Origin of the sequence: Bacillus sp. FSL W8-0920 (assembly GCF_038593215.1) — a bacterium.
GTDB classification, from domain to species: domain Bacteria; phylum Bacillota; class Bacilli; order Bacillales; family Bacillaceae; genus Bacillus; species Bacillus pumilus.
The window spans coordinates 1,594,631-1,615,698 of the sequence record NZ_CP151974.1; the positions used below are offsets into that span (position 1 = coordinate 1,594,631).

Consider the following 21,068-nt stretch of genomic DNA (forward strand, 5'->3'; position numbering starts at 1 on the left):
GAGGAAAATAAATGTTACGCTCACTTTACTCAGGAATTAGTGGAATGAAAAACTTCCAAACAAAATTAGATGTTGTAGCCAATAACGTAGCCAACGTCAATACACACGGATACAAAAAAAGCCGTATCACTTTTAAAGATATGGTCAGCCAAACCATTTCAAGTTCTGGTGGACCGACGAACAACTCTGGTTCAATCAACTCAAAACAAGTTGGTTTAGGATCATCTTTATCTTCTATTGATAAAATCATGTCAGCAGGAGCTTCTCAAAATACGGATAGAGATTATGATTTCTACATCAATGGAGATGGATTTTTCCGTATTGAAAAACAAGGAGAAGTTCTTTATACCAGAGCAGGGAACTTTACTCGGGATTCAGAGGGAAGTTTAACCACTTCTGACGGAAATTACGTGCTTGGAATGAATGGACAAAAGATAACGATTCCAGATGGCATTTCAAGTGTAAGTGTTGGTCCAGATGGAACAATATCTGTTGTTGAAAACAACGTATCTAGAAATGTTGGACAGGTTTCACTCGTATCTTTCAGTAACGCAGCAGGATTAGACAAAGTTGGTGAGAACCTATACCGCCAAACGTTAAGCTCAGGTGCACCAAGTAATCCTATCGTTCCTGGTGAACAAGGAACGGGCATCATTCAAACAGGTCGACTTGAAATGTCAAATGTTGATTTAACAGACGAGTTTACCGAAATGATTATCGCGCAGCGTGGATTCCAATCGAATGCAAAGACGATCACAACATCTGATGAAATCCTGCAAGAGCTTGTGAATCTGAAACGATAGGAGGTAGGGGGAGCGGATGATCGCTTCTCTGCTTAATATGATTGAAGTGACAAGATTGAATGGCAAAGGATTTATGCTGAACGCTCTCCATATCGAGCAAATCGAAAGCTTTCCAGACACGACCATTACATTAGCCAATGGAAAGAAATTCGTTGTGAAAGAAAATGAAGAGCAGCTTCAAGAGAAAATCATTTCTTTCTACAGAAAAATCCAAGTCATTTCATTGAATCAAGGAATAGAGGAATTTGAATGAAGAAGAAATTAGTCGTAGTAATGCTAATCATGATTATTGCCATCGGCGGAATAGGAGCAGGCATCATTTTTCTGCTGAATGGTTCAGAAGAAGCAAAAGCTGAAAAAGAGCCAACAGCAGATGAAGTCGTAAAAGCTTCTGTTGAAATTCCTGAGATTATCACCAATTTAAAGTCTGAAGGAAATGCGGTCAAACTTGTATTGAATATTGAAACAGACTCTGAAAAAGCAAAAGAAGAGCTCGAGAAAAGAAGTTTTCAAGTGAAAGACGCCGTAATTGACATTTTATCAGACACGAATGCAGATGAACTTGATGGCAAAAAAGGCAGAGAACATTTTAAAACACTAGTTAAAAACAAAGTGAATAACTATTTGCAAGATGGCAAGGTGAAAGAAGTATATATAACCTCCTTTAATCTGCAATAGAGGCGATTAATTGACACGATGGAGGTGAAGAAATGTCAGGAGAAGTGCTTTCCCAGAATGAGATCGATGCATTATTATCCGCCATATCTACAGGCGAAATGGATGCAGAAGAGCTGAAAAAAGAAGAAACGACGAAAAAAGTAAAGGTGTATGATTTTAAACGTGCACTTCGCTTTTCGAAAGACCAGATTCGAAGTTTAACAAGGATTCACGATAACTTCGCTAGACTGCTCACCACACACTTTTCAGCTCAGCTAAGATCATATATTCAAATTACTGTCAGCTCGGTTGACCAAGTACCATACGAAGAATTTATTCGTTCGATTCCTAATATGACATTATTAAACTTATTTTATGTCAGCCCGCTTGAAGGAAGAATCATGCTTGAAGTGAACCCAACAATCGGCTATGCCATGATGGACAGGCTGATGGGCGGGATAGGCATTAGTCATAATAAGACGGAATCACTTACAGAAATCGAAACAAAGATTATCTCAAACATGTTTGAGGGAGCTTTGGAAAATTACAGAGAAGCGTGGCAGTCCATAACCGACATCGAGCCTGAAATGGCAGATTTCGAGGTAAATCCCCAGTTTGTTCAAATGGTGTCACCAAACGAAACAGTTGTCGTCATTTCTCTTAATACACAAATTGGTGAGGTAAGCGGGGTTATTAACCTATGTATTCCCCATGTTGTATTAGAGCCTATTATTCCAAAGCTGTCTGTACACTACTGGATGCAGTCTGAACGAAATGAACCAAAACAACAAGAAACAAAGGCTATTGAAAAACGGATTATGACGGCAAAGATACCGGTAGTCGCAGAGCTAGGGGAATCGGAAATGACGGTGGAAGAGTTTTTGAATTTGGAAATTGGTGATTGTATTGCCTTGGACAAACCAGTAAATGCGCCTCTTACTGTTATGGTCGGAAATAAACCGAAATTCTTGGGACAGGCCGGCCGCGTGAATCGGAAACAGGCGATTCAAATTCTAGATCACGACATAAGAGGTGAAGAAGATGGAGAATAACGGAAGTAAATTATCACAAGACGAAATTGATGCGCTCCTTAAAGGAGGCAGCAATGACGATATAGAGCCTGAAACAATCCTTTCTGCAATGGAGCAAGATGCCATTGGAGAAATCGGAAATATTTCATTCGGCAGTTCTGCTACAGCACTTTCAACCCTATTAAATCAAAAAGTGGAGATTACCACTCCAACTGTGACAGTGATTCAAAAAAGTATGCTGAATGAGGAATTTCCTCATCCGTATGTCGCGATTGAAGTGAATTATACGGAAGGCTTCAGCGCAAGTAACCTGCTTGTCGTCCAGCAAACAGATGCAGCAGTCATTGCGGACTTAATGATGGGCGGAGACGGGACAAATGCTGACCCTTCTTTAAGCGAGATTCACTTAAGTGCAGTGCAAGAAGCGATGAACCAAATGATGGGTTCTGCTGCGACATCCATGTCGACGGTCTTTAATAAAAAGATTGATATTTCTCCGCCTCGCGTCGAATTACTTGATGTGAAAGAAGGAGAAGGAACAGACCGGATCCCAGCTGAAGAAATGCTTGTCAAAGTGTCCTTCAGATTAAAAATAGGAGAGCTCATTGATTCAAATATTATGCAGCTTTATCCTATTACATTTGCGAAGGATTTAATCGCAGAATTAACAGATCCTGCGCAAGAAGAAGAGCTGGTTCAAGAAGCTCAAGTGAGTGCACCTGAACCTCAGCCGGCAGCAACGCAAACGCAGTCTGCCCCAGCGCAGCAAGCTGCTCCGCCGAAAAGACAGGCGAAGCCAAAGGCGGCAGCACCTGTAAATGTGGCACCAGTTGAATTTGAAGCGTTCAGTGAGCCTCAGCATACAACAAGCCAGCTTGGAAATCTTGATATGCTGATGGACATTCCGCTTTCCATTACGGTGGAACTTGGAAGAACTCAGCGAAGTGTCAAAGAAGTCCTTGAGCTTTCAGCAGGAAGTATCATTGAACTGGACAAACTTGCTGGTGAGCCAGTAGACATTCTAGTGAACAAACGAATCGTCGCCAAAGGGGAAGTCGTTGTCATTGATGAGAACTTTGGTGTTCGTGTGACTGATATTTTAAGTCAGTCAGAAAGACTTTCTAATTTAAAATAAACAAACATACAGGGAGAGAATAAGTAAATGGCTACTAAGGTATTAATCGTAGATGATGCAGCATTCATGAGAATGATGATAAAGGATATTCTTGTAAAAAACGGATTTGATGTAGTAGGAGAAGCAGAAAACGGCGCTCAAGCAGTTGAAAAATTTAAAGAAACATCTCCTGATCTTGTCACAATGGATATCACAATGCCAGAAATGGACGGGATCACAGCATTAAAAGAAATTAAACAAATCGATGCTTCTGCAAAAATCATCATGTGTTCTGCAATGGGGCAGCAGTCAATGGTTATTGACGCGATCCAAGCAGGCGCAAAAGACTTTATCGTGAAGCCGTTCCAGGCAGACCGTGTACTTGAAGCAATTAATAAAACGTTAGGCTAAAAAAGGGTGTAAGACTTGTTGAAAAAACGTTTGATATGTATAGCAATGATCAGTTTTATGCTTTTCTTAACGATACAGCCTGCCTCACTGTTTGCTGAAACGAAAGATCCTGAAAATAGCACAGTGAATGACTGGATCAAAGAAGAGAAGAGCAGCAAAAAGGATACAGAAAAGACAACCACTGACAATCAAACGAATCCGGCAGAAGAAGTTCCCTCTTCTTCTGTCTCCATTATGGATTTTGTCAAAATGATTGGTGCCTTACTTTTTGTCATCCTGCTTATTTATGGATTGGTGAGATTTGTTGGTAAGCAAAACCGCTTACTTAAACCATTTCGCTATGTTGAAAATATTGGCGGAACGACGGTTGGCCAAAACCGTTCAGTCCAGCTTATCAAAGTGGGTAAACGAGTATTAGTTGTCGGAGTAGCGGACTCAATCCAGCTGCTAAAAGAAATTGATGATGAACAAGAATGTGAAGCGATCGTGAAACAATATGAAGAAGCGATGGAAAGCAAAACTGATTTACCAAAAATCGTTCAAAAATTCACATCTCAGATAAAGAAACAGGATCAGCCAACCACTTCTTCTTTTTCAGCCAATTTGAAGGCGCAGCTAGCCGAATTGAAAAAGACCCAATCAGAAGTCAGAAAGAAAGGCCCGAAACAAAATGAATGAGTTTATCGATTTATTTAATTCCAGCGGTGCAGGGAATATTAGCACGTCTGTCCGTCTTCTTTTACTTTTAACCGTATTTTCGGTTGCACCAGGCATTCTCATTTTAATGACGTGTTTTACACGAATTGTGATTGTACTTTCATTCGTTAGAACGTCACTTGCAACCAACTCAATGCCGCCAAACCAAGTGCTTGTAGGGCTTGCATTGTTTCTCACATTTTTTATCATGGCACCTACGTTCTCAGAGATTAATAAAGAGGCACTCACGCCGCTTTTAAATGATGACATTACGCTCAATCAGGCATATGAAAAAGCCGAAGTGCCCATTAAAGAATTTATGAGTAAACATACGAGACAGAAGGATTTGGCTTTATTTCTTAGTTACGCAAAAATCGATACACCTGAATCGATAAAAGATATTCCGTTAACGGCGATGGTACCCGCTTTTGCGATTTCAGAATTAAAGACGGCATTTCAAATTGGTTTCATGATCTTTATTCCCTTTTTAATTATTGACATGGTGGTCGCAAGTGTTCTGATGTCAATGGGGATGATGATGCTTCCGCCGGTTATGATATCGCTCCCTTTTAAAATATTGTTATTTGTTTTAGTCGATGGATGGTATTTGATTGTTAAATCTTTGCTGCAAAGCTTTTAGAGTAGGTGCTTAAAACATGAGTTCAGAATTTGTCATTACGATGGCTGAAAGATCAGTGTATGTGGTATTGCTTGTCAGTGGGCCGCTTCTAGCGCTCGCTCTTATTGTGGGACTGATTGTCAGTGTGTTTCAGGCGACAACCCAAATTCAAGAACAGACGCTTGCGTTCATTCCTAAAATTGTTGCAGTTCTTATCGGGCTTGTTGTGTTTGGTCCATGGATGCTGTCAACCATTGTGTCCTTTACGACAGAGCTGTTCTCGAATTTAGATCGATTTGCAGGTTAACGAGCGATGTCAATCATAGAATTATTCCCTGCTTTTCTATTAGTTTTTATTCGGATCACCGCTTTTTTTGTGACAGTACCGCTTTTAGCGCATAGAACGATCCCAGCTGTACACAGAGTTGGATTCTCTCTGTTTTTAGCCGTGATTAGTTTTAGCACGATTAAGGAACCGCCAGCACTCGACATAGACGGTCTTTATATGATGCTTGCGGTGAAAGAAGCAATGGTCGGACTTCTGCTTGGTTTGATTGCATATATCATGGTGTCCGCTGTTCAAATTGCCGGCTCATTTATTGATTTTCAAATGGGCTTTGCGATCGCCAATGTGATTGATCCGCAAACAGGGGCGCAAACGCCGCTGATGGGGCAGTTTTTTTATACGGTCACATTGCTATTGATGCTGGCAACCAATGCACACCACCTGCTGCTTGATGGAATCTATTACAGCTTTCAATATATTGCAGTTGATCAGTACGCACTGAATTTCGGTAGTGAATCCTTTGCTTATTTTATTGCAAAGAGCTTCAACCAAATGTTCATCATTGCCTTTCAAATCTCAGCACCGGTCGTTGCCAGCTTGTTTTTGGTCGATTTGGCACTGGGCATTGTGGCACGAACAGTTCCGCAGATGAACGTTTTTGTTGTCGGACTTCCTATTAAAATGGGTGTGAGTTTTATTATGATCATCATCTGTATGGGCGTCATCTTCGGGGTTGTCCAAAATACATTTGATACGATTGTACTCACCATGAGGAATTTCTTAGCATTGGTCGGTGGTTCGTCATGATGACAAGACTTAGACTAGACTTGCAATTTTTCGCAGGTGAAAAAACAGAAAAAGCAACGCCGAAAAAAAGACAAGATTCACGTAAAAAAGGTCAGGTTGCCAAAAGTACCGACGTCAATACAGCCATCTCATTTCTATTAATCTTTTTATCATTCTTTTTTATTGGGCCTTTTATGAAAGAGCGTATTATTGCGCTCATTGAACGTTTTTATTCAACAACCATGCTAATGAAGGTTAGCACATCTAATATTCATCAACTATTTGTGGAATTGCTTCAGGAAACAGGGCTCCTTCTCATGCCAATCCTTGGTGTTGGTATGCTGGCAGGCGTTATCAGTAACTATTTACAAGTTGGATTTCTCTTTTCAACAGAAATCATCAAACCGAAATTAGAAAAGCTAGATCCTATTAAAGGGTTTAAACGGATATACAGTATTCGAGCCCTCGTAGAGCTATTAAAATCCATTTTGAAAATTGGTTTAATTGGTTTTGCGACATTTATTGCACTTTGGATGCACTTTGACGAAATCCTGAGGCTTCCTTTATTAACAGCAGAGGAAACCCTTCATTTCGTCGCAAATATGACCTTGATTATGGGGCTATATGCAGCAGGTGCTCTCATGATCTTAGCAGGGCTTGATTATATGTATCAGAAATTTGATTATGAAAAAAACTTACGGATGTCCAAACAAGACATCAAAGATGAGTATAAAAAATCAGAGGGTGACCCGCTCATAAAATCTAAGATTAAACAGCGCCAGCGGGAAATGGCCATGAGACGGATGATGCAGGAAGTCCCAAAAGCGGACGTCATCATTACAAACCCAACCCACTATGCAATTGCTTTGAAATATGACGAAGAAAAGATGGACGCGCCCTTTGTTGTGGCAAAGGGAACAGATATTTTAGCTTTGAAAATTAGAACGATTGCGAAAGAGCACGATATCATGACCATAGAAAACCGGCCGCTCGCTCGGGCACTATATGATCAGGTCGACATCGACCAAGCGGTCCCAGAGGAATACTTTAAGGCGATCGCAGAAATTTTAGCTTACGTCTATAAAACGAAACAAAAGATTTTATGAATTTTTGGTTTTAAAAGGAGAGAACAGGCATGTCAGCAAGAGATTTATCTGTTATATTCAGTGTTATTTTAATTGTGGCGATGCTGGTCATACCGTTTCCGCCAATGCTATTAAGTATTTTAATCATTATTAATATTTCTCTTGCGCTTATCGTGCTTCTCACCACTATGAACATGCAAGAACCACTGGAATTTTCAATTTTTCCATCATTGCTTTTGCTCTTAACACTGTTTCGTTTAGGGCTTAACATCTCTACAACACGTTCTATTCTTTCAACAGGAGATGCTGGAAAGGTTGTAGAAACGTTTGGTTCATTTGTTGTTGGAGGAAATATCATCGTTGGTCTCGTTGTTTTCCTTATTCTGATCATCATTCAGTTTATTGTTATTACTAAAGGGGCTGAGCGTGTATCAGAGGTTGCGGCAAGATTTACACTTGATGCGATGCCAGGTAAACAAATGAGTATTGACGCTGATTTAAATGCAGGGATGCTGACAGAAAGTGAAGCAAGAAACCGCCGTGAAAAAGTAGCGAGGGAAGCAGACTTTTATGGAGCGATGGACGGTGCCAGTAAGTTCGTTAAAGGGGACGCCATCGCTGGTATTATCATCGTTATCATCAATATTATATTTGGAATTATTATTGGGATGCTTCAGCAAGGCATGTCGATTCAAGAATCAGCTTCCCACTTTACCCTGTTAACAGTAGGGGACGGAATTGTTTCTCAAATTCCGGCACTCCTCATTTCAACGGCGACAGGGATTGTTGTTACGAGAGCAGCTTCTAACGGAAACCTTGGATCAGACATTACAGGTCAGCTCTTTGCATTCCCAGCTATGCTTTATGTCACAGCAGGCACGATCTTCCTTCTTGGGCTGTTTACACCAATCGGCATACTTTTGACAGGACCGATCGCAGGTTTAATTGCACTTGGCGCATACATGATGTCGAAAAACAAACAAGACCAAGAAGAAATTGAAGAGGTACTGGAGGAACAGGCAGAGGTAGAAGAGATGAAAAGTCCAGAAAGCGTTATTCATCTCCTGCAAATGGATGCCATTGAATTTGAATTTGGCTACGGCCTCATCCCGCTCGCTGATGCAAATCAGGGCGGTGACCTGTTAGACCGAATTGTGATGATCCGAAGGCAGCTTGCCCTCGAACTTGGTCTTGTCATTCCAGTCGTACGGATCCGGGACAATATTGCACTGAACCCAAATGAATACCGGTTGAAAATTAAAGGGAACGAAGTAGCAAAAGGAGAGCTGCTGCTTGATCATTACTTAGCGATGTCTCCAACGCCTGATGATGATCCGATTGAAGGGATTGAAACAATTGAGCCATCCTTTGGTCTTCCGGCTAAATGGATCTCAGAAGCAGAAAAAGATCAGGCTGAGATGCTTGGCTATACGGTTGTAGATCCTGCATCGGTTGTGTCTACTCACATCACAGAGAAAATTAGACAAAACACACACGAACTGCTCGGGCGCCAAGAAACGAAGCAATTAATCGATCATCTAAAAGAAAGTTATCCTGTCTTAGTGGATGAGGTGACGCCAAACCCACTAGCAGTTGGTGATATTCAAAAAGTGTTGGCAAAACTGCTGAAAGAAAAGGTTTCTATTCGAAATCTTGTCACCATTTTTGAGACGCTTGCAGACTACGGAAAATTAACGACGGATACAGATTTGTTAACAGAGTATGTCAGACAGGCGCTGGCAAGACAGATTACTGCACAATATGCGAGAGAAAATGAATCGCTCAAAGTCGTGACATGCTCAGGCCGAGTGGAAAAGGTGATTGCTGACAGCGTACAGCAGACAGAGCATGGCAACTACTTATCGTTAGATCCAGAATCCTCTGAAAGTGTGATTCAATCAGTGGCGAGAGAAATTGAACAGCTTTCGCTTCGTCAGGAAACGCCGGTTCTATTGTGCTCACCTCCTATAAGAATGTACGTCAAGCAGCTGTTAGAAAGATATTTCCCGGATTTACCGGTACTATCTTATAACGAACTAGAAGCAAATGTGGAAGTACAGAGCATCGGAGTGGTGGATATCTAATGAAAATGAAAAAAATCACAGCGAATTCAATGCAGGAGGCAACGATTCAAATTAGGCAGCAGCTTGGAAAGGATGCCGTCATTTTAAATTCCAAAACCGTTGTGAAACGAAAGCTGTTCGGTTTAAAGAAACAGCAAATGGTTGAAGTGATTGCAGTGCTGGATCAAGATTTTGAAGAAAGAGCGGGTAAAGGTGGACACCCTGCGCCTCCTCTTCCAGTATTTCCGAAAAAGGAGCAGATTCAACACCGGCCTGAAGAGCCGTCTCTTGCTCCTGAGGCAGTGAAACCAGTACCTTCTCAAGCTCAGCCTTTAGAATATGCGAGGAATGAGCGGCATGCTGGTATTCTGCCTGATCCTCTCATGGCAATCGATCAAAAACTGAAGGATCAAGGTCTTGATGATGTCATTCGAGACGAATGCCTCAAAGGTCTTTTAACGAAGGGTGCTGTCAAGGAAGATCAAATTCAAAAAGAACTTGAACAACAGCTGACAGATATGCTGCCGGCTCACACCTCTGATGAGCCGATGATTCGTTCAAAATACATTGTGCTGTTTGGTTCAACTGGAGCTGGTAAAACAACAACGATTGCAAAGCTCGCTGCCAAAACGGCCATTCAGAAGCAAAAGAAAATCGCTTTTATTACAACAGATACGTACCGAATTGCAGCGATCGAACAACTGAAAACATATGCGGAACTGCTCAATGCACCGCTTGAGGTTTGTTATTCGAGAGAGGATTTTGTAAAAGCTCAAGAGACGTTTAAAGAGTATGATCATATTTTCGTAGACACAGCGGGTCGTAACTTTAAAGAAGAAGCGTATATCAAAGAGCTGACAGACATCATTCCATTTAATGAAAGCATTCAAAGTTTCCTAGTGATGAGTGCGACCTCGAAGTATCAGGACATGAAAGCCATGGTTAAACGCTTTGAACACGTTCCAATCGATCAATTCATTTTTACAAAGGTAGATGAAACAGACACGATGGGAACCATCTTTCAAATCATTGCAGACTCTCAAATTGGACTTGGCTTTTTAACAAATGGTCAAAATGTTCCTGAGGATATTCTTGAGGGCTCTCCTCTTGAATTAACAAGGATGGTCTTACAATGATGAAGCCCGACCAAGCAGAAGGTTTAAGAAAGCTCGTTCAGCAGAATCAAACGATCGCACCAGCTCCTCTTGGTATAAGCGGACAGGCAAAAACCATTGCTGTCATGAGCGGTAAAGGTGGGGTTGGAAAATCGAATTTGACGCTGAATATGGCACTGTCTATCGCAAATGCAGGGAAGCGAGTGTTAGTCATCGACCTTGATTTTGGTATGGGCAATATTGATATTTTACTAGGAAAAACTTCGACTAGCTCTATATTAGATGTTCTTGTCAGGAAGAAATCCTTCCAAGCAGCTATGACCCAAGGAACGAACAACCTTTATTACATTTCTGGTGGAAGCGGACTTGAACAGCTGTTTTCTTTAGATAAAGATCAATGGTCGTTCTTTCTAGAGGAAATGGAAAGAATGATGCACGACTTTGATTGTATCTTCTTTGATATGGGGGCTGGCTTGTCTAAAGATCAACTGCCTTTTGTTTTATCAGCAGGAGAAGTTGTGGTTGTGACAACGCCAGAACCAACATCAATCATGGATGCCTACAGCGCAATTAAACACTTAGCGATTCATCAGTTCGAACAATCTGTGCAAATCATTGTCAACCGGTGTAAAACCCCGTCAGAAGGGTCAGAAACCTACCGGAAATTAGCAGGAGTGGTCACATCATTTTTACACAGAAAACTAGTATTTGCTGGTGCTGTGCCGGATGATCCTGCGGTTCCAAAAGCGGTGGCTGAACAAATTCCATTTTATATGAAGCAGCCTCATTCACGGCTGAGTAAAACGATCAAGATGCTGGCAGAAACACTTTATCAACAGCAGATAAGAGAGGCACAGAGAGAGCAGCATACGTTTATAGATAAGTTGTCCTCTTTTTTTAAAAGGAGGAAGGTGGACTCATGATTAGAGTGCTTGTAGTAGATGACTCGGCCTTTATGCGAAAGCTCATTAGTGATTTCCTAAGTGCCGAGCAAGAAATAGAAGTCGTCGGAACGGCGCGAAATGGGGAAGATGCCTTAAAACGGATCAAGGAACTGAATCCAGATGTCGTCACATTAGATGTGGAAATGCCTGTTTTAAATGGAACAGAAGCATTAAAACAAATTCTGGCTGAACACGACCTTGCCGTGATTATGGTGTCAAGCCAGACAAAGCAAGGGAAAGATTTAACCATCCATTGCTTAGAACTTGGTGCTTTTGACTTTGTGACAAAGCCTTCAGGAAGTATTTCGCTCGATTTACACAAAGTAAGAGGCCAAATTGTAGAGCGGGTGCTTGCGGCAGGGCTGTCAAGGAAACGCACTGAAGTACAGGTTTCTCCAAAGCCGGTGATGAAGCCGCCAATTCCAGTGGCTACACCTCGCCCGCAAGCCGTAAAAAGTGGCTCACTCCGAAAGATTATTTCTATTGGAACATCAACGGGAGGGCCAAGGGCACTTCAACGAGTTGTCACGAAGCTGCCCAAGGACATAGAAGCACCTATTTTGATTGTGCAGCATATGCCGGCAGGATTTACAGCATCACTTGCTACTAGGTTAGACCATTTATCTCAAATTTCGATTAAAGAAGCACAAGATGGAGACATCGCTAAAAATGGAGTGGCTTACATAGCGCCTGGTGGAATGAATATGTCACTTCATGAACAAGGGGCATCCTTAGTCATCAGGCTTTCTCCAGAGGACACGGAAAGCCGGCACAAACCTTCTGTTAACTATTTATTTGAATCCATCAGTCATATAAAGGGTTACGAGAAAATTGCTGTCATTATGACAGGCATGGGTAGTGACGGCACAGAAGGTGTCAAAAAAATGGTCGCAAGCGGTCATACAAAAGTCATTGCAGAAAAAGAAGAATCATGTGTTGTTTTCGGAATGCCTAAATCAGTCATTAAAGCAGGCCTTGCACATGAAACAAGGCATGTGGATGACATCGCACATGCAATTATAAGCTCCATGAAAAAAGAGAGGGCGTGAACACGTTGGATGTAAACCAATACTTAGATATCTTTTTAGATGAAAGCAGAGAACACTTACAAACTTGTAATGAAAAACTTCTTGATTTAGAAAAGAACCCAACCGACTTGCAGCTAGTGAATGATATATTCAGAGCGGCTCACACATTGAAAGGCATGAGTGCAACGATGGGCTACGCTGATATGGCTCAGCTAACACATCATTTAGAAAACATGTTTGATGCCATTCGAAATGAACAAATGATTGTCACACCTGAGTCAATGGACACAATGTTTGAAGCACTTGATCACCTTGAAGCAATGGTTCAATCAATTGCAGAAGGCGGAGATGGGAAACGCGATGTCACAGAGATTAGTAAAAAGCTAGATGTGACAGGAAGCCATGCTGAGGCAGCTCCTAGTGTTGAAACAGCGGCTGTATCAGCGGCTGCTGCTAATGACTTAGACTATAACGAATTTGAACGAACAGTGCTTGATGAAGCGAGGGAACAAGGCTTTAAATGCTATGAACTCAATGTAACATTAAGTGACGCATGCCTATTAAAAGCCGTTCGTGTCTATATGATCTTTGAAAGACTGAACGAAGCAGGCGAGGTCGTCAAAACAGTTCCAAATGCAGAACTTTTAGAATCAGAAGATTTCGAATCTGAATTCAGTATTTCTTATTTATCTAAACAACCGATGGACGAAGTGAAAAAAATCGTGATGACGATCTCAGAAGTTGAACAAGTTGAGATCTCGGAAGTTTCTGCATTTGAAGAAGCGACTCCAGCTGAAAAACAAGAAGCAAAACCTGAACAGAAAAAAGAAGAAGTCTCCGTGCCTGCTGCGAAAGCACCAGCAAACGATGCACCAAAAGCAAATGGCAATAACGGTTCAGCTGCAGGAGGAACAAAAACGATTCGTGTCAACATCGATCGTCTAGACTCTCTTATGAATCTATTTGAAGAACTGGTGATTGACAGAGGCCGTTTAGAACAGATTGCCAAAGAGCTTGAAAATAACGAACTCACTGATACGGTCGAAAGAATGACACGTATTTCAGGCGATCTGCAATCGATCATCCTGAACATGAGAATGGTTCCTGTAGAAACGGTGTTTAACAGGTTCCCACGTATGATCCGTCAATTGACGAAAGAGCTCAATAAAAAAATTGAACTGATCATTGAAGGTGCTGATACTGAGCTTGATCGAACAGTCATCGACGAGATTGGAGATCCGCTCCTACACTTACTTAGAAACAGTCTAGATCACGGAATTGAATCGCCAGAAGAACGTGTGAAAAAAGGCAAGCCAGAAAAAGGAACCGTTCTATTAAAGGCGTATCATAGCGGAAACCACGTCTTCATTGAAGTAGAAGATGATGGCGGCGGAATTAACCGTAAGAAAGTGCTTGAAAAAGCATTAGAGCGCGGGGTTATTACAGAAAGAGAAGCGGAAACCATTGAAGATCATCAAATTGATTCATTGATCTTTGCAGCAGGATTCTCTACAGCTGATGAGATATCTGACATCTCAGGCCGCGGTGTAGGTCTTGACGTCGTGAAAAACAAGCTGGAATCACTAGGCGGATCTGTAAGCATCAACTCAACAGAAGGACAGGGCTCACTATTCTCGATCCAGCTTCCGCTTACATTATCGATTATTTCTGTACTTCTTGTAAAACTGGAAGAGGAAACATTTGCGATTCCGATTTCTTCTATTATTGAAACGGCTGTCATTAAGAAAAGCGACATCCTTCAAACGCATGATCGCGAAGTAATTGATTTCCGCGGATTTATCGTACCGGTCGTGTACTTGAAGAAACAATTCCACGTACCAAATGCGAATGAATTAGAGGAAGAACTGCACATCATCGTTGTTCGTAAAGGAGATAAGCTGACAGCATTTGTGGTCGATTCATTTATTGGTCAGCAAGAGGTTGTATTGAAATCACTAGGAGATTACCTGCCAAACGTGTTTGCGATCTCAGGCGCAACAATCCTAGGCGACGGTCAAGTTGCACTCATCGTTGACTGTAATGCACTGATCAAGTAAAAAACAATAGAGGAGCGGTCTGAAATGAGTACAGATATCAAAACTGGCGAAAAGATGATTGTGTTTATCGTAAACAAAAAAGAATACGCCATTTCAGTATCAGAAGTAAAGTCCATTGAAAAATGGCAGCAGCCGACAAGAGTCCCTGGCGTTGCCCCTTATATATGCGGTGTTATTAATCTGCGCGGTGTCGTGACGCCTGTCATCGATCTTAGAGTGAGACTTGGATCAAGTGACAACGAAATTACAGATGAAACAAGAATGATTATTGTACAAGTTGGTGACATTGAAGTCGGCTGGATTGTTGATGAAGCGAATGATGTCATTACAGTCCATCAAGAAGAAGTAGAATCTTCTCCTGAGTCAGCTGAAAAAGAAGGACAATCATGGGTAACAGGTATCATTAAGCATGATCAGCGTCTATTTAATATCATTCACCCTGGTGCTGTCCTCGACAAGAGCGTTCAAGATGCACCTGTTCATTAAGGAGGATGTGAAATGAGCATTTTCAATGAAATAAAAGATGAACAGCTGGATGTATTAAGAGAGGTAGGGAATATTGGAGCAGGCCACGCCGCGTCTGCTCTTGCCAGCCTTTTGGATCGCAAAATAGATATGGCTGTTCCGTTTGTCAAGGTTCTCTCGTTTGAAGAATTAATGGATTTCTTTGGCGGTGCAGACCTCCCAGTTGCAAGCATTTTCCTGCGAATGGAAGGAGATTTATCTGGCTCTATCTTTTTCATTATGCCCTTTGAGCAAGCTGAGCAATTTGTAAGAGAGCTTGTACGAGATCCAGCATTTGATATTGATACCATTCACGAGCATGTGATGGGGACGTCAGCACTACACGAGCTGGGAAATATTTTAGCAGGCTCTTATTTATCAGCCCTTGCCGATTTAACAAAATTGCAGCTTCACCCAAGTGTTCCAGATGTTACGCTCGATATGTTCGGGGCTGTCATTAGCGAAGGGTTAATGCAATTCAGTCCTCTAGGTGATCAGGCAATTGTGATTGATACATCAATTTTTGATGATCAAAATAAGCAAGAGCTGAAAGGAAATATGTTTCTATTACCAGACTTTGAATCGTTTGAAAAACTATTCAAAGCATTAGGTAACCTTTAATGAACGTTCAGATTCCGGCAGTTGTAAAGGTTGGTATAGCGGATGTTCAGCTTGTGAAAACACCGGACCGCATTCGGACATCCGGACTTGGTTCTTGTGTAGGGCTTGTTCTGTTTGATCAAGAAAAAAAACTGGCAGGTCTTGTCCATGTCATGCTTCCAGACTCATCCCTTGCAAAAGGGGCAGTGGAGAACTTGGCTAAATATGCAGATACAGGTGTCAAGCATACAATTGATCTGCTCCTTAAAGAAGGAGCGCGCAAACATGCGCTAAAGGCAAAACTTGCTGGTGGCGCAGAAATGTTTAAGTTTAAGTCAACCAATGATCTGATGAGAATTGGACCTAGAAACGTATCAGCTGTTAAAGAACATCTGTCTCTTTATCGCATCCCGATCATTAGTGAGGATACGGGCGGGAACAATGGTCGTACGATTGAATTTGACCCGCTTACGACAGAGCTTGAGATCCGCACTGTGAAGCAAGGCATTATGAAGATATAACTAAGGAAGTATAGGGGGAGAAAGATGCAATCCTTAAATTACGAAGATCAGGCGCTATGGGCTAGATGGAAAGAGTGGAAGGACCCAGCTGCTGGAGATGATCTTATGCGCCGCTATATGCCGCTCGTCACATATCATGTTGGAAGAATTTCCATCGGTCTCCCGAAGTCAGTGCATAAAGAAGACTTGATCAGTCTAGGGATGCTCGGTTTATATGATGCCCTTGAAAAATTCGACCCCGGAAGAGATCTGAAGTTTGATACATATGCATCCTTCAGAATCCGCGGGGCCATCATCGACGGTCTTCGTAAAGAGGACTGGCTGCCTCGTACATCAAGAGAAAAAACAAAAAAAGTAGAAGCGGCTATTGAAAAGCTTGAACAACGCTATTTACGAAATGTGACGCCAACAGAAGTGGCAGAGGAACTTGGCATGAGTGAACAGGATGTTGTCACAACAATGAATGAAGGTTTCTTTGCAAATCTGCTTTCAATCGACGAGAAGCTGCATGATCAAGAAGACGGTGAAAACGTCCAAGTCATGATTCGCGACGAGAAAACTGTGACACCTGAAGAGAAGATGCTGAAAGATGAATTAATAGAACAGCTTGCTGAAAAAATGACCGAGCTATCTGAAAAAGAAAAGCTCGTGATCAGTCTTTTCTATAAAGAGGAACTGACGTTAACGGAAATCGGTCACGTGCTCAATTTATCGACCTCACGCATTTCGCAAATTCATTCAAAGGCATTGTTCAAGCTTAAGCATCTGCTTGATAAAGCCATTCAATCTTAAAGAGTTAGTGAGTGAAAAAATATGTTATGGCTGATTAGCTTCATGCTTCATGCTGCACTTATTTATTTTGTGATCATTTTATATACGAGAATGAATTCGCTGAAGGCAACTGAACAAAAGCAGCGAGAACTTCTAGAAGAAACGGAAAATACCCTGGCTGCATTTTTGATGGAAGTCAAAGAAGAGAATGACAAACTATCAAAAGTGGCAGCCGCTTCCCCTGATTTTTCTGCTGAAGAGCTGAAAACAGATTTTCAGACACCAAAGCAGCCACAAACACCAATTGAATCCCAGCAATCGGTAGAAAGTGAAGATCCAGTACCAGAGCACTTGTCGGCTCTCCTTAGCGAAGTCGAAGTGCAGGAAGAGAAGGTAAACGAACCCGTTCCACATCTTGAATCAGACGCTTTTGCGTCTTCTGAAAGTGAAGTAGAAGAAACATTCGAGGACCAAGTGAAGACCTTATATGACCAAGGGCATTCGCTAGAAGAAATAGCGAAAGAACTGAAAACGGGCAAGACAGAAATCGAGCTTTTATTAAAATTTAGCGGAAAGCTGTAAAGGATTCTTGATTGTCAGTCCATCATGTGTTATATTATTTCTTGGTGTTAAATACACACGCTTAATGATTCATATGAAGGTGCTGCCGTGGCGCAGTTTTATGTGAACATGACTTGAGCGGAGGAAAAAAAACCATTATATTAGGAGGCAACAACATGTCAGTTATTTCTATGAAACAATTGCTAGAAGCTGGTGTTCACTTCGGTCACCAAACGCGCCGCTGGAACCCAAAAATGAAGCGTTACATCTTTACAGAGCGTAACGGTATCTACATCATCGATCTTCAAAAAACGGTGAAAAAAGTAGAGGAAGCTTACAACTTCACGAAAAACCTTGCTGCTGACGGAGGAAAAATCCTTTTCGTTGGTACGAAAAAGCAAGCACAAGATTCAGTGAAAGAAGAAGCAATCCGTTCTGGTATGTTCTATGTGAACCAACGCTGGCTTGGTGGAACTTTAACAAACTTTGAAACAATCCAAAAACGTATCAAACGTTTAAAAGATATTGAAAAAATGCAAGAAAACGGTACATTCGATGTTCTTCCTAAGAAAGAAGTCGTTCAACTGAAAAAAGAATTAGAACGTCTTGAAAAATTCCTAGGCGGAATCAAAGACATGAAAGGTCTTCCGGATGCACTTTTCATTATCGACCCTCGTAAAGAGCGTATTGCAGTTGCAGAAGCTCGTAAATTGAATATCCCAATCATCGGTATCGTTGACACAAACTGTGATCCAGACGAAATTGATGTTGTGATCCCTGCAAACGATGATGCAATCCGTGCTGTAAAACTTCTAACTGCTAAAATGGCAGATGCGATTCTTGAGTCTAAACAAGGCGAAGAAGAAGCTGTTGTAGAAGAAACGACAGAAACTGAAACAACAACTGCGTAACCTATTCAAAAGGTGATAAGAGGGAAATGCCTTTTATCACCTTTTTTTCACCTAGTAATCCGTGTTTTAACATAGAAGGAGGAAATGTAAAATGGCTATTACTGCTCAATTAGTTAAAGAACTGCGTCAAAAAACTGGTGCAGGTATGATGGACTGTAAAAAAGCGTTAACAGAAACTGATGGTGACATCGACAAAGCAATCGATCTTCTAAGAGAAAAAGGAATTGCAAAAGCTGCGAAAAAAGCAGACCGTATTGCTGCAGAAGGATTAACTCTTATCAAAACTGACGGCAACACAGGCGTGATCCTAGAAGTGAACTCTGAGACTGATTTCGTTTCGAAAAACGAAGGGTTCCAATCACTTCTTAACGAACTTGCTGATCATTTGCTTGCTGCTAAACCTGCAACAATTGAAGAAGCTCATGCTTCTAAAATGGAAAACGGTTCAACAGTTGAAGAGCATATCACATCTGCGATTGCGAAAATCGGAGAGAAAATCACTCTACGTCGTTTCTCTGTTATCACGAAAGAAGATAACGCAGCATTCGGTTCTTACTTACACATGGGCGGACGCATCGGTGTGTTAGCTGTTCTTAACGGAACAACTGACGAAGAGCTTGCAAGAGACATCGCAATGCACGTTGCTGCTGTAAACCCTAAATACATTTCTCGTGACCAAGTGTCAGAAGAAGAAGCAAACCGTGAGCGCGAAGTATTAACGCAGCAAGCGCTTCAAGAAGGAAAACCTGAAAACATCGTAGCTAAAATGGTAGAAGGCCGTCTAAACAAATTCTTCGAAGAAATTTGCTTACTTGACCAAGCTTTCGTTAAAAACCCAGATGAAAAAGTGAAACAAGTAGTAGCTGCGAAAAACGCAAGCGTTCAAACTTATGTCCGCTATGAAGTGGGCGAAGGCATCGAGAAGCGTCAAGACAACTTTGCTGAAGAAGTTATGAGCCAAGTGAAAAAATAATGTTTGAAAAGCTCTCTGGGGCTTTTTTAGGGAGCACAAGCACTGTGTTCCCTATTTTTTAGAGGATATTGATTTACAAAAGGCAGTTTCTTACGCATAATAAGAGACGGTATAGTTTACACTTGGAGGTTATCATGAGCAAACCGAAATATAATCGCATTGTACTGAAGCTAAGTGGCGAAGCACTAGCAGGTGATGCTGGAAATGGAATTAACCCAACTGTCATTCATTCAATTGCAAAGCAAGTAAAAGAAATTGCAGAGCTAGATGTTGAGGTTGCAGTTGTTGTAGGCGGAGGAAACCTTTGGCGCGGTAAGACAGGTAGTGACTTAGGAATGGACCGTGCAACAGCAGACTACATGGGCATGCTGGCAACAGTGATGAATTCACTCGCGCTACAAGACAGCCTAGAAACGCTTGGCATTCAGTCTAGGGTACAAACCTCTATCGAAATGAGACAGGTTGCAGAACCATACATAAGAAGAAAAGCGATCCGTCATCTTGAGAAGAAACGTGTCGTAATTTTTGCTGCAGGTACTGGTAACCCTTATTTCTCTACAGATACAACGGCAGCACTTCGTGCAGCAGAAATTGAAGCAGATGTCATTTTAATGGCGAAAAATAATGTAGACGGTGTCTACAGTGCTGATCCTCGTACAGATGCGGATGCAGTAAAATATGACAAGCTTTCATATCTTGATGTGCTAAAAGAAGGGCTTGCAGTAATGGATTCTACTGCGTCCTCATTATGTATGGACAATGACATTCCATTAATCGTATTCTCTATTATGGAAGAAGGAAATATTAAACGTGCCGTAAATGGCGAATCAATTGGAACGATTGTGAGGGGGAAATAACGTGTCAAAAGAAGTATTGAACCAAACGAAAGAAAAAATGGAAAAAGCCGTTCAAGCATACGGACGTGAACTTGCAACTGTTCGTGCGGGCAGAGCAAATGCTTCATTGCTTGATAAAGTGACGGTTGATTATTACGGTGCACAAACACCACTTAACCAAATCGCGTCAATCACAGTGCCAGAAGCACGTATGCTGATTATCACACCTTATGATAAAACAGCTATCGGTGATATCGAAAAATCGATCCAAAAGTCTGATCTTGGCATCACGCCAACAAGTGACGGAAATGTGATCCGTATTGCGATTCCTGCACTAACAGAAGAAAGACGTAAAGAGCTTGTGAAAGTGGTAAGAAAATATTCAGAAGAAGCAAAAGTAGCTGTTCGTAATGTTCGTCGTGATGCAAACGATGAGTTGAAAAAGCTCGAGAAAAATGGTGAGATCACTGAAGATGAATTAAGATCATCAACAGAGGATGTTCAAAAATTGACAGATGAATATGTCGCTAAAATTGATGACGTGACGAAAGATAAAGAAAAAGAAATCATGGAAGTTTAAGAAAAAACTATGTACAATAGATAATAGTGAAAAGACCCTCTTCATGTTTACAGGGGGTTTTTTTGTTAATACTGTTGGTGACTATATTATTAGCGGAAACGCAACCTTTTTGGGTG

The 21,068-nt window shown here is 41.5% G+C and carries 25 protein-coding genes; all 25 read left to right on the plus strand.

Annotated features, from left to right (window positions below):
• Positions 1-11: 11 nt before the first annotated feature.
• The 25 genes from flgG to frr all read left to right on the plus strand — a co-directional run bounded on the left by flgG (position 12) and on the right by frr (position 20,952).
• A complete protein-coding gene (gene flgG / locus NSS78_RS07920) occupies positions 12-803 on the plus strand; it encodes a flagellar basal body rod protein FlgG (RefSeq protein WP_003211619.1) in 792 nt (263 codons plus the stop codon).
• A gap of 37 nt (positions 804-840) precedes the next feature.
• On the plus strand, positions 841-1,056 hold the full coding sequence (locus NSS78_RS07925) for a flagellar FlbD family protein (protein WP_034620035.1): 216 nt from the start codon (positions 841-843) through the stop codon (positions 1,054-1,056).
• Positions 1,053-1,481: a flagellar basal body-associated protein FliL gene (gene fliL / locus NSS78_RS07930; protein ID WP_003212424.1), complete on the plus strand. Its 429-nt coding sequence runs from the start codon at positions 1,053-1,055 to the stop codon at positions 1,479-1,481. The genes NSS78_RS07925 and fliL overlap by 4 nt, the downstream gene beginning before the upstream one ends.
• A gap of 32 nt (positions 1,482-1,513) precedes the next feature.
• A complete protein-coding gene (fliM, locus tag NSS78_RS07935; protein ID WP_003212239.1) occupies positions 1,514-2,512 on the plus strand; it encodes a flagellar motor switch protein FliM in 999 nt (332 codons plus the stop codon).
• A complete protein-coding gene (gene fliY / locus NSS78_RS07940) occupies positions 2,502-3,626 on the plus strand; it encodes a flagellar motor switch phosphatase FliY (protein WP_342468328.1) in 1,125 nt (374 codons plus the stop codon). Before fliM ends, fliY begins: the two co-directional genes overlap by 11 nt.
• Before the next feature lie 27 nt (positions 3,627-3,653).
• Positions 3,654-4,016 (plus strand): response regulator, encoded by a 363-nt coding sequence (locus NSS78_RS07945; RefSeq protein ID WP_003212360.1) that lies wholly within the window; start codon positions 3,654-3,656, stop codon positions 4,014-4,016.
• A 57-nt stretch (positions 4,017-4,073) separates the two neighbouring features.
• Complete coding sequence (gene fliZ, locus NSS78_RS07950) at positions 4,074-4,694, plus strand: flagella biosynthesis regulatory protein FliZ (protein ID WP_342468377.1); 621 nt, start codon at positions 4,074-4,076, stop codon at positions 4,692-4,694.
• Positions 4,687-5,352, plus strand: a complete 666-nt coding sequence (gene fliP, locus NSS78_RS07955) for a flagellar type III secretion system pore protein FliP (protein WP_003211147.1) — start codon at positions 4,687-4,689, stop codon at positions 5,350-5,352. The genes fliZ and fliP overlap by 8 nt, the downstream gene beginning before the upstream one ends.
• Before the next feature lie 16 nt (positions 5,353-5,368).
• Positions 5,369-5,638, plus strand: coding sequence for a flagellar biosynthesis protein FliQ (fliQ, locus tag NSS78_RS07960; protein ID WP_003211206.1), 270 nt, complete (start codon positions 5,369-5,371; stop codon positions 5,636-5,638).
• A 6-nt stretch (positions 5,639-5,644) separates the two neighbouring features.
• On the plus strand, positions 5,645-6,424 hold the full coding sequence (gene fliR / locus NSS78_RS07965) for a flagellar biosynthetic protein FliR (RefSeq protein WP_012009967.1): 780 nt from the start codon (positions 5,645-5,647) through the stop codon (positions 6,422-6,424).
• Entirely contained in the window at positions 6,421-7,509 is a 1,089-nt protein-coding gene (flhB, locus tag NSS78_RS07970) for a flagellar biosynthesis protein FlhB (RefSeq protein WP_309216701.1), read from the plus strand. Before fliR ends, flhB begins: the two co-directional genes overlap by 4 nt.
• Positions 7,510-7,538: 29 nt before the next feature.
• Positions 7,539-9,572: a flagellar biosynthesis protein FlhA gene (gene flhA, locus NSS78_RS07975; RefSeq protein WP_003212241.1), complete on the plus strand. Its 2,034-nt coding sequence runs from the start codon at positions 7,539-7,541 to the stop codon at positions 9,570-9,572.
• Positions 9,572-10,687 carry a flagellar biosynthesis protein FlhF gene (gene flhF / locus NSS78_RS07980; RefSeq protein WP_106032949.1) on the plus strand — a complete coding sequence of 372 codons (1,116 nt, stop codon included), beginning with the start codon at positions 9,572-9,574 and terminating at the stop codon, positions 10,685-10,687. Before flhA ends, flhF begins: the two co-directional genes overlap by 1 nt.
• Positions 10,684-11,589, plus strand: coding sequence for a MinD/ParA family protein (locus NSS78_RS07985; RefSeq protein ID WP_106028951.1), 906 nt, complete (start codon positions 10,684-10,686; stop codon positions 11,587-11,589). Before flhF ends, NSS78_RS07985 begins: the two co-directional genes overlap by 4 nt.
• On the plus strand, positions 11,586-12,659 hold the full coding sequence (locus NSS78_RS07990) for a chemotaxis response regulator protein-glutamate methylesterase (protein ID WP_003210900.1): 1,074 nt from the start codon (positions 11,586-11,588) through the stop codon (positions 12,657-12,659). The genes NSS78_RS07985 and NSS78_RS07990 overlap by 4 nt, the downstream gene beginning before the upstream one ends.
• 5 nt (positions 12,660-12,664) lie before the next feature.
• Positions 12,665-14,695: a chemotaxis protein CheA gene (locus NSS78_RS07995; protein WP_212045863.1), complete on the plus strand. Its 2,031-nt coding sequence runs from the start codon at positions 12,665-12,667 to the stop codon at positions 14,693-14,695.
• 24 nt (positions 14,696-14,719) lie between these two features.
• Positions 14,720-15,181, plus strand: coding sequence for a chemotaxis protein CheW (locus NSS78_RS08000; protein ID WP_003211606.1), 462 nt, complete (start codon positions 14,720-14,722; stop codon positions 15,179-15,181).
• 12 nt (positions 15,182-15,193) lie between these two features.
• On the plus strand, positions 15,194-15,820 hold the full coding sequence (locus NSS78_RS08005; RefSeq protein WP_003211405.1) for a chemotaxis protein CheC: 627 nt from the start codon (positions 15,194-15,196) through the stop codon (positions 15,818-15,820).
• Positions 15,820-16,320: a chemotaxis protein CheD gene (locus NSS78_RS08010; protein ID WP_003212153.1), complete on the plus strand. Its 501-nt coding sequence runs from the start codon at positions 15,820-15,822 to the stop codon at positions 16,318-16,320. Before NSS78_RS08005 ends, NSS78_RS08010 begins: the two co-directional genes overlap by 1 nt.
• Positions 16,321-16,344: 24 nt before the next feature.
• Positions 16,345-17,112 carry a FliA/WhiG family RNA polymerase sigma factor gene (locus NSS78_RS08015; protein ID WP_012009976.1) on the plus strand — a complete coding sequence of 256 codons (768 nt, stop codon included), beginning with the start codon at positions 16,345-16,347 and terminating at the stop codon, positions 17,110-17,112.
• 21 nt (positions 17,113-17,133) lie between these two features.
• Positions 17,134-17,673: a Swarming motility protein SwrB gene (locus NSS78_RS08020; RefSeq protein ID WP_050945035.1), complete on the plus strand. Its 540-nt coding sequence runs from the start codon at positions 17,134-17,136 to the stop codon at positions 17,671-17,673.
• A gap of 155 nt (positions 17,674-17,828) precedes the next feature.
• Positions 17,829-18,563: a 30S ribosomal protein S2 gene (gene rpsB, locus NSS78_RS08025; protein WP_003212093.1), complete on the plus strand. Its 735-nt coding sequence runs from the start codon at positions 17,829-17,831 to the stop codon at positions 18,561-18,563.
• Between the two features lie 91 nt (positions 18,564-18,654).
• Positions 18,655-19,536 (plus strand): translation elongation factor Ts, encoded by an 882-nt coding sequence (tsf, locus tag NSS78_RS08030; RefSeq protein ID WP_003211584.1) that lies wholly within the window; start codon positions 18,655-18,657, stop codon positions 19,534-19,536.
• A gap of 134 nt (positions 19,537-19,670) precedes the next feature.
• On the plus strand, positions 19,671-20,393 hold the full coding sequence (pyrH, locus tag NSS78_RS08035; RefSeq protein WP_003210919.1) for a UMP kinase: 723 nt from the start codon (positions 19,671-19,673) through the stop codon (positions 20,391-20,393).
• Position 20,394: 1 nt separating this feature from the next.
• Complete coding sequence (gene frr / locus NSS78_RS08040) at positions 20,395-20,952, plus strand: ribosome recycling factor (RefSeq protein ID WP_003212469.1); 558 nt, start codon at positions 20,395-20,397, stop codon at positions 20,950-20,952.
• Positions 20,953-21,068 lie beyond the last annotated feature (116 nt).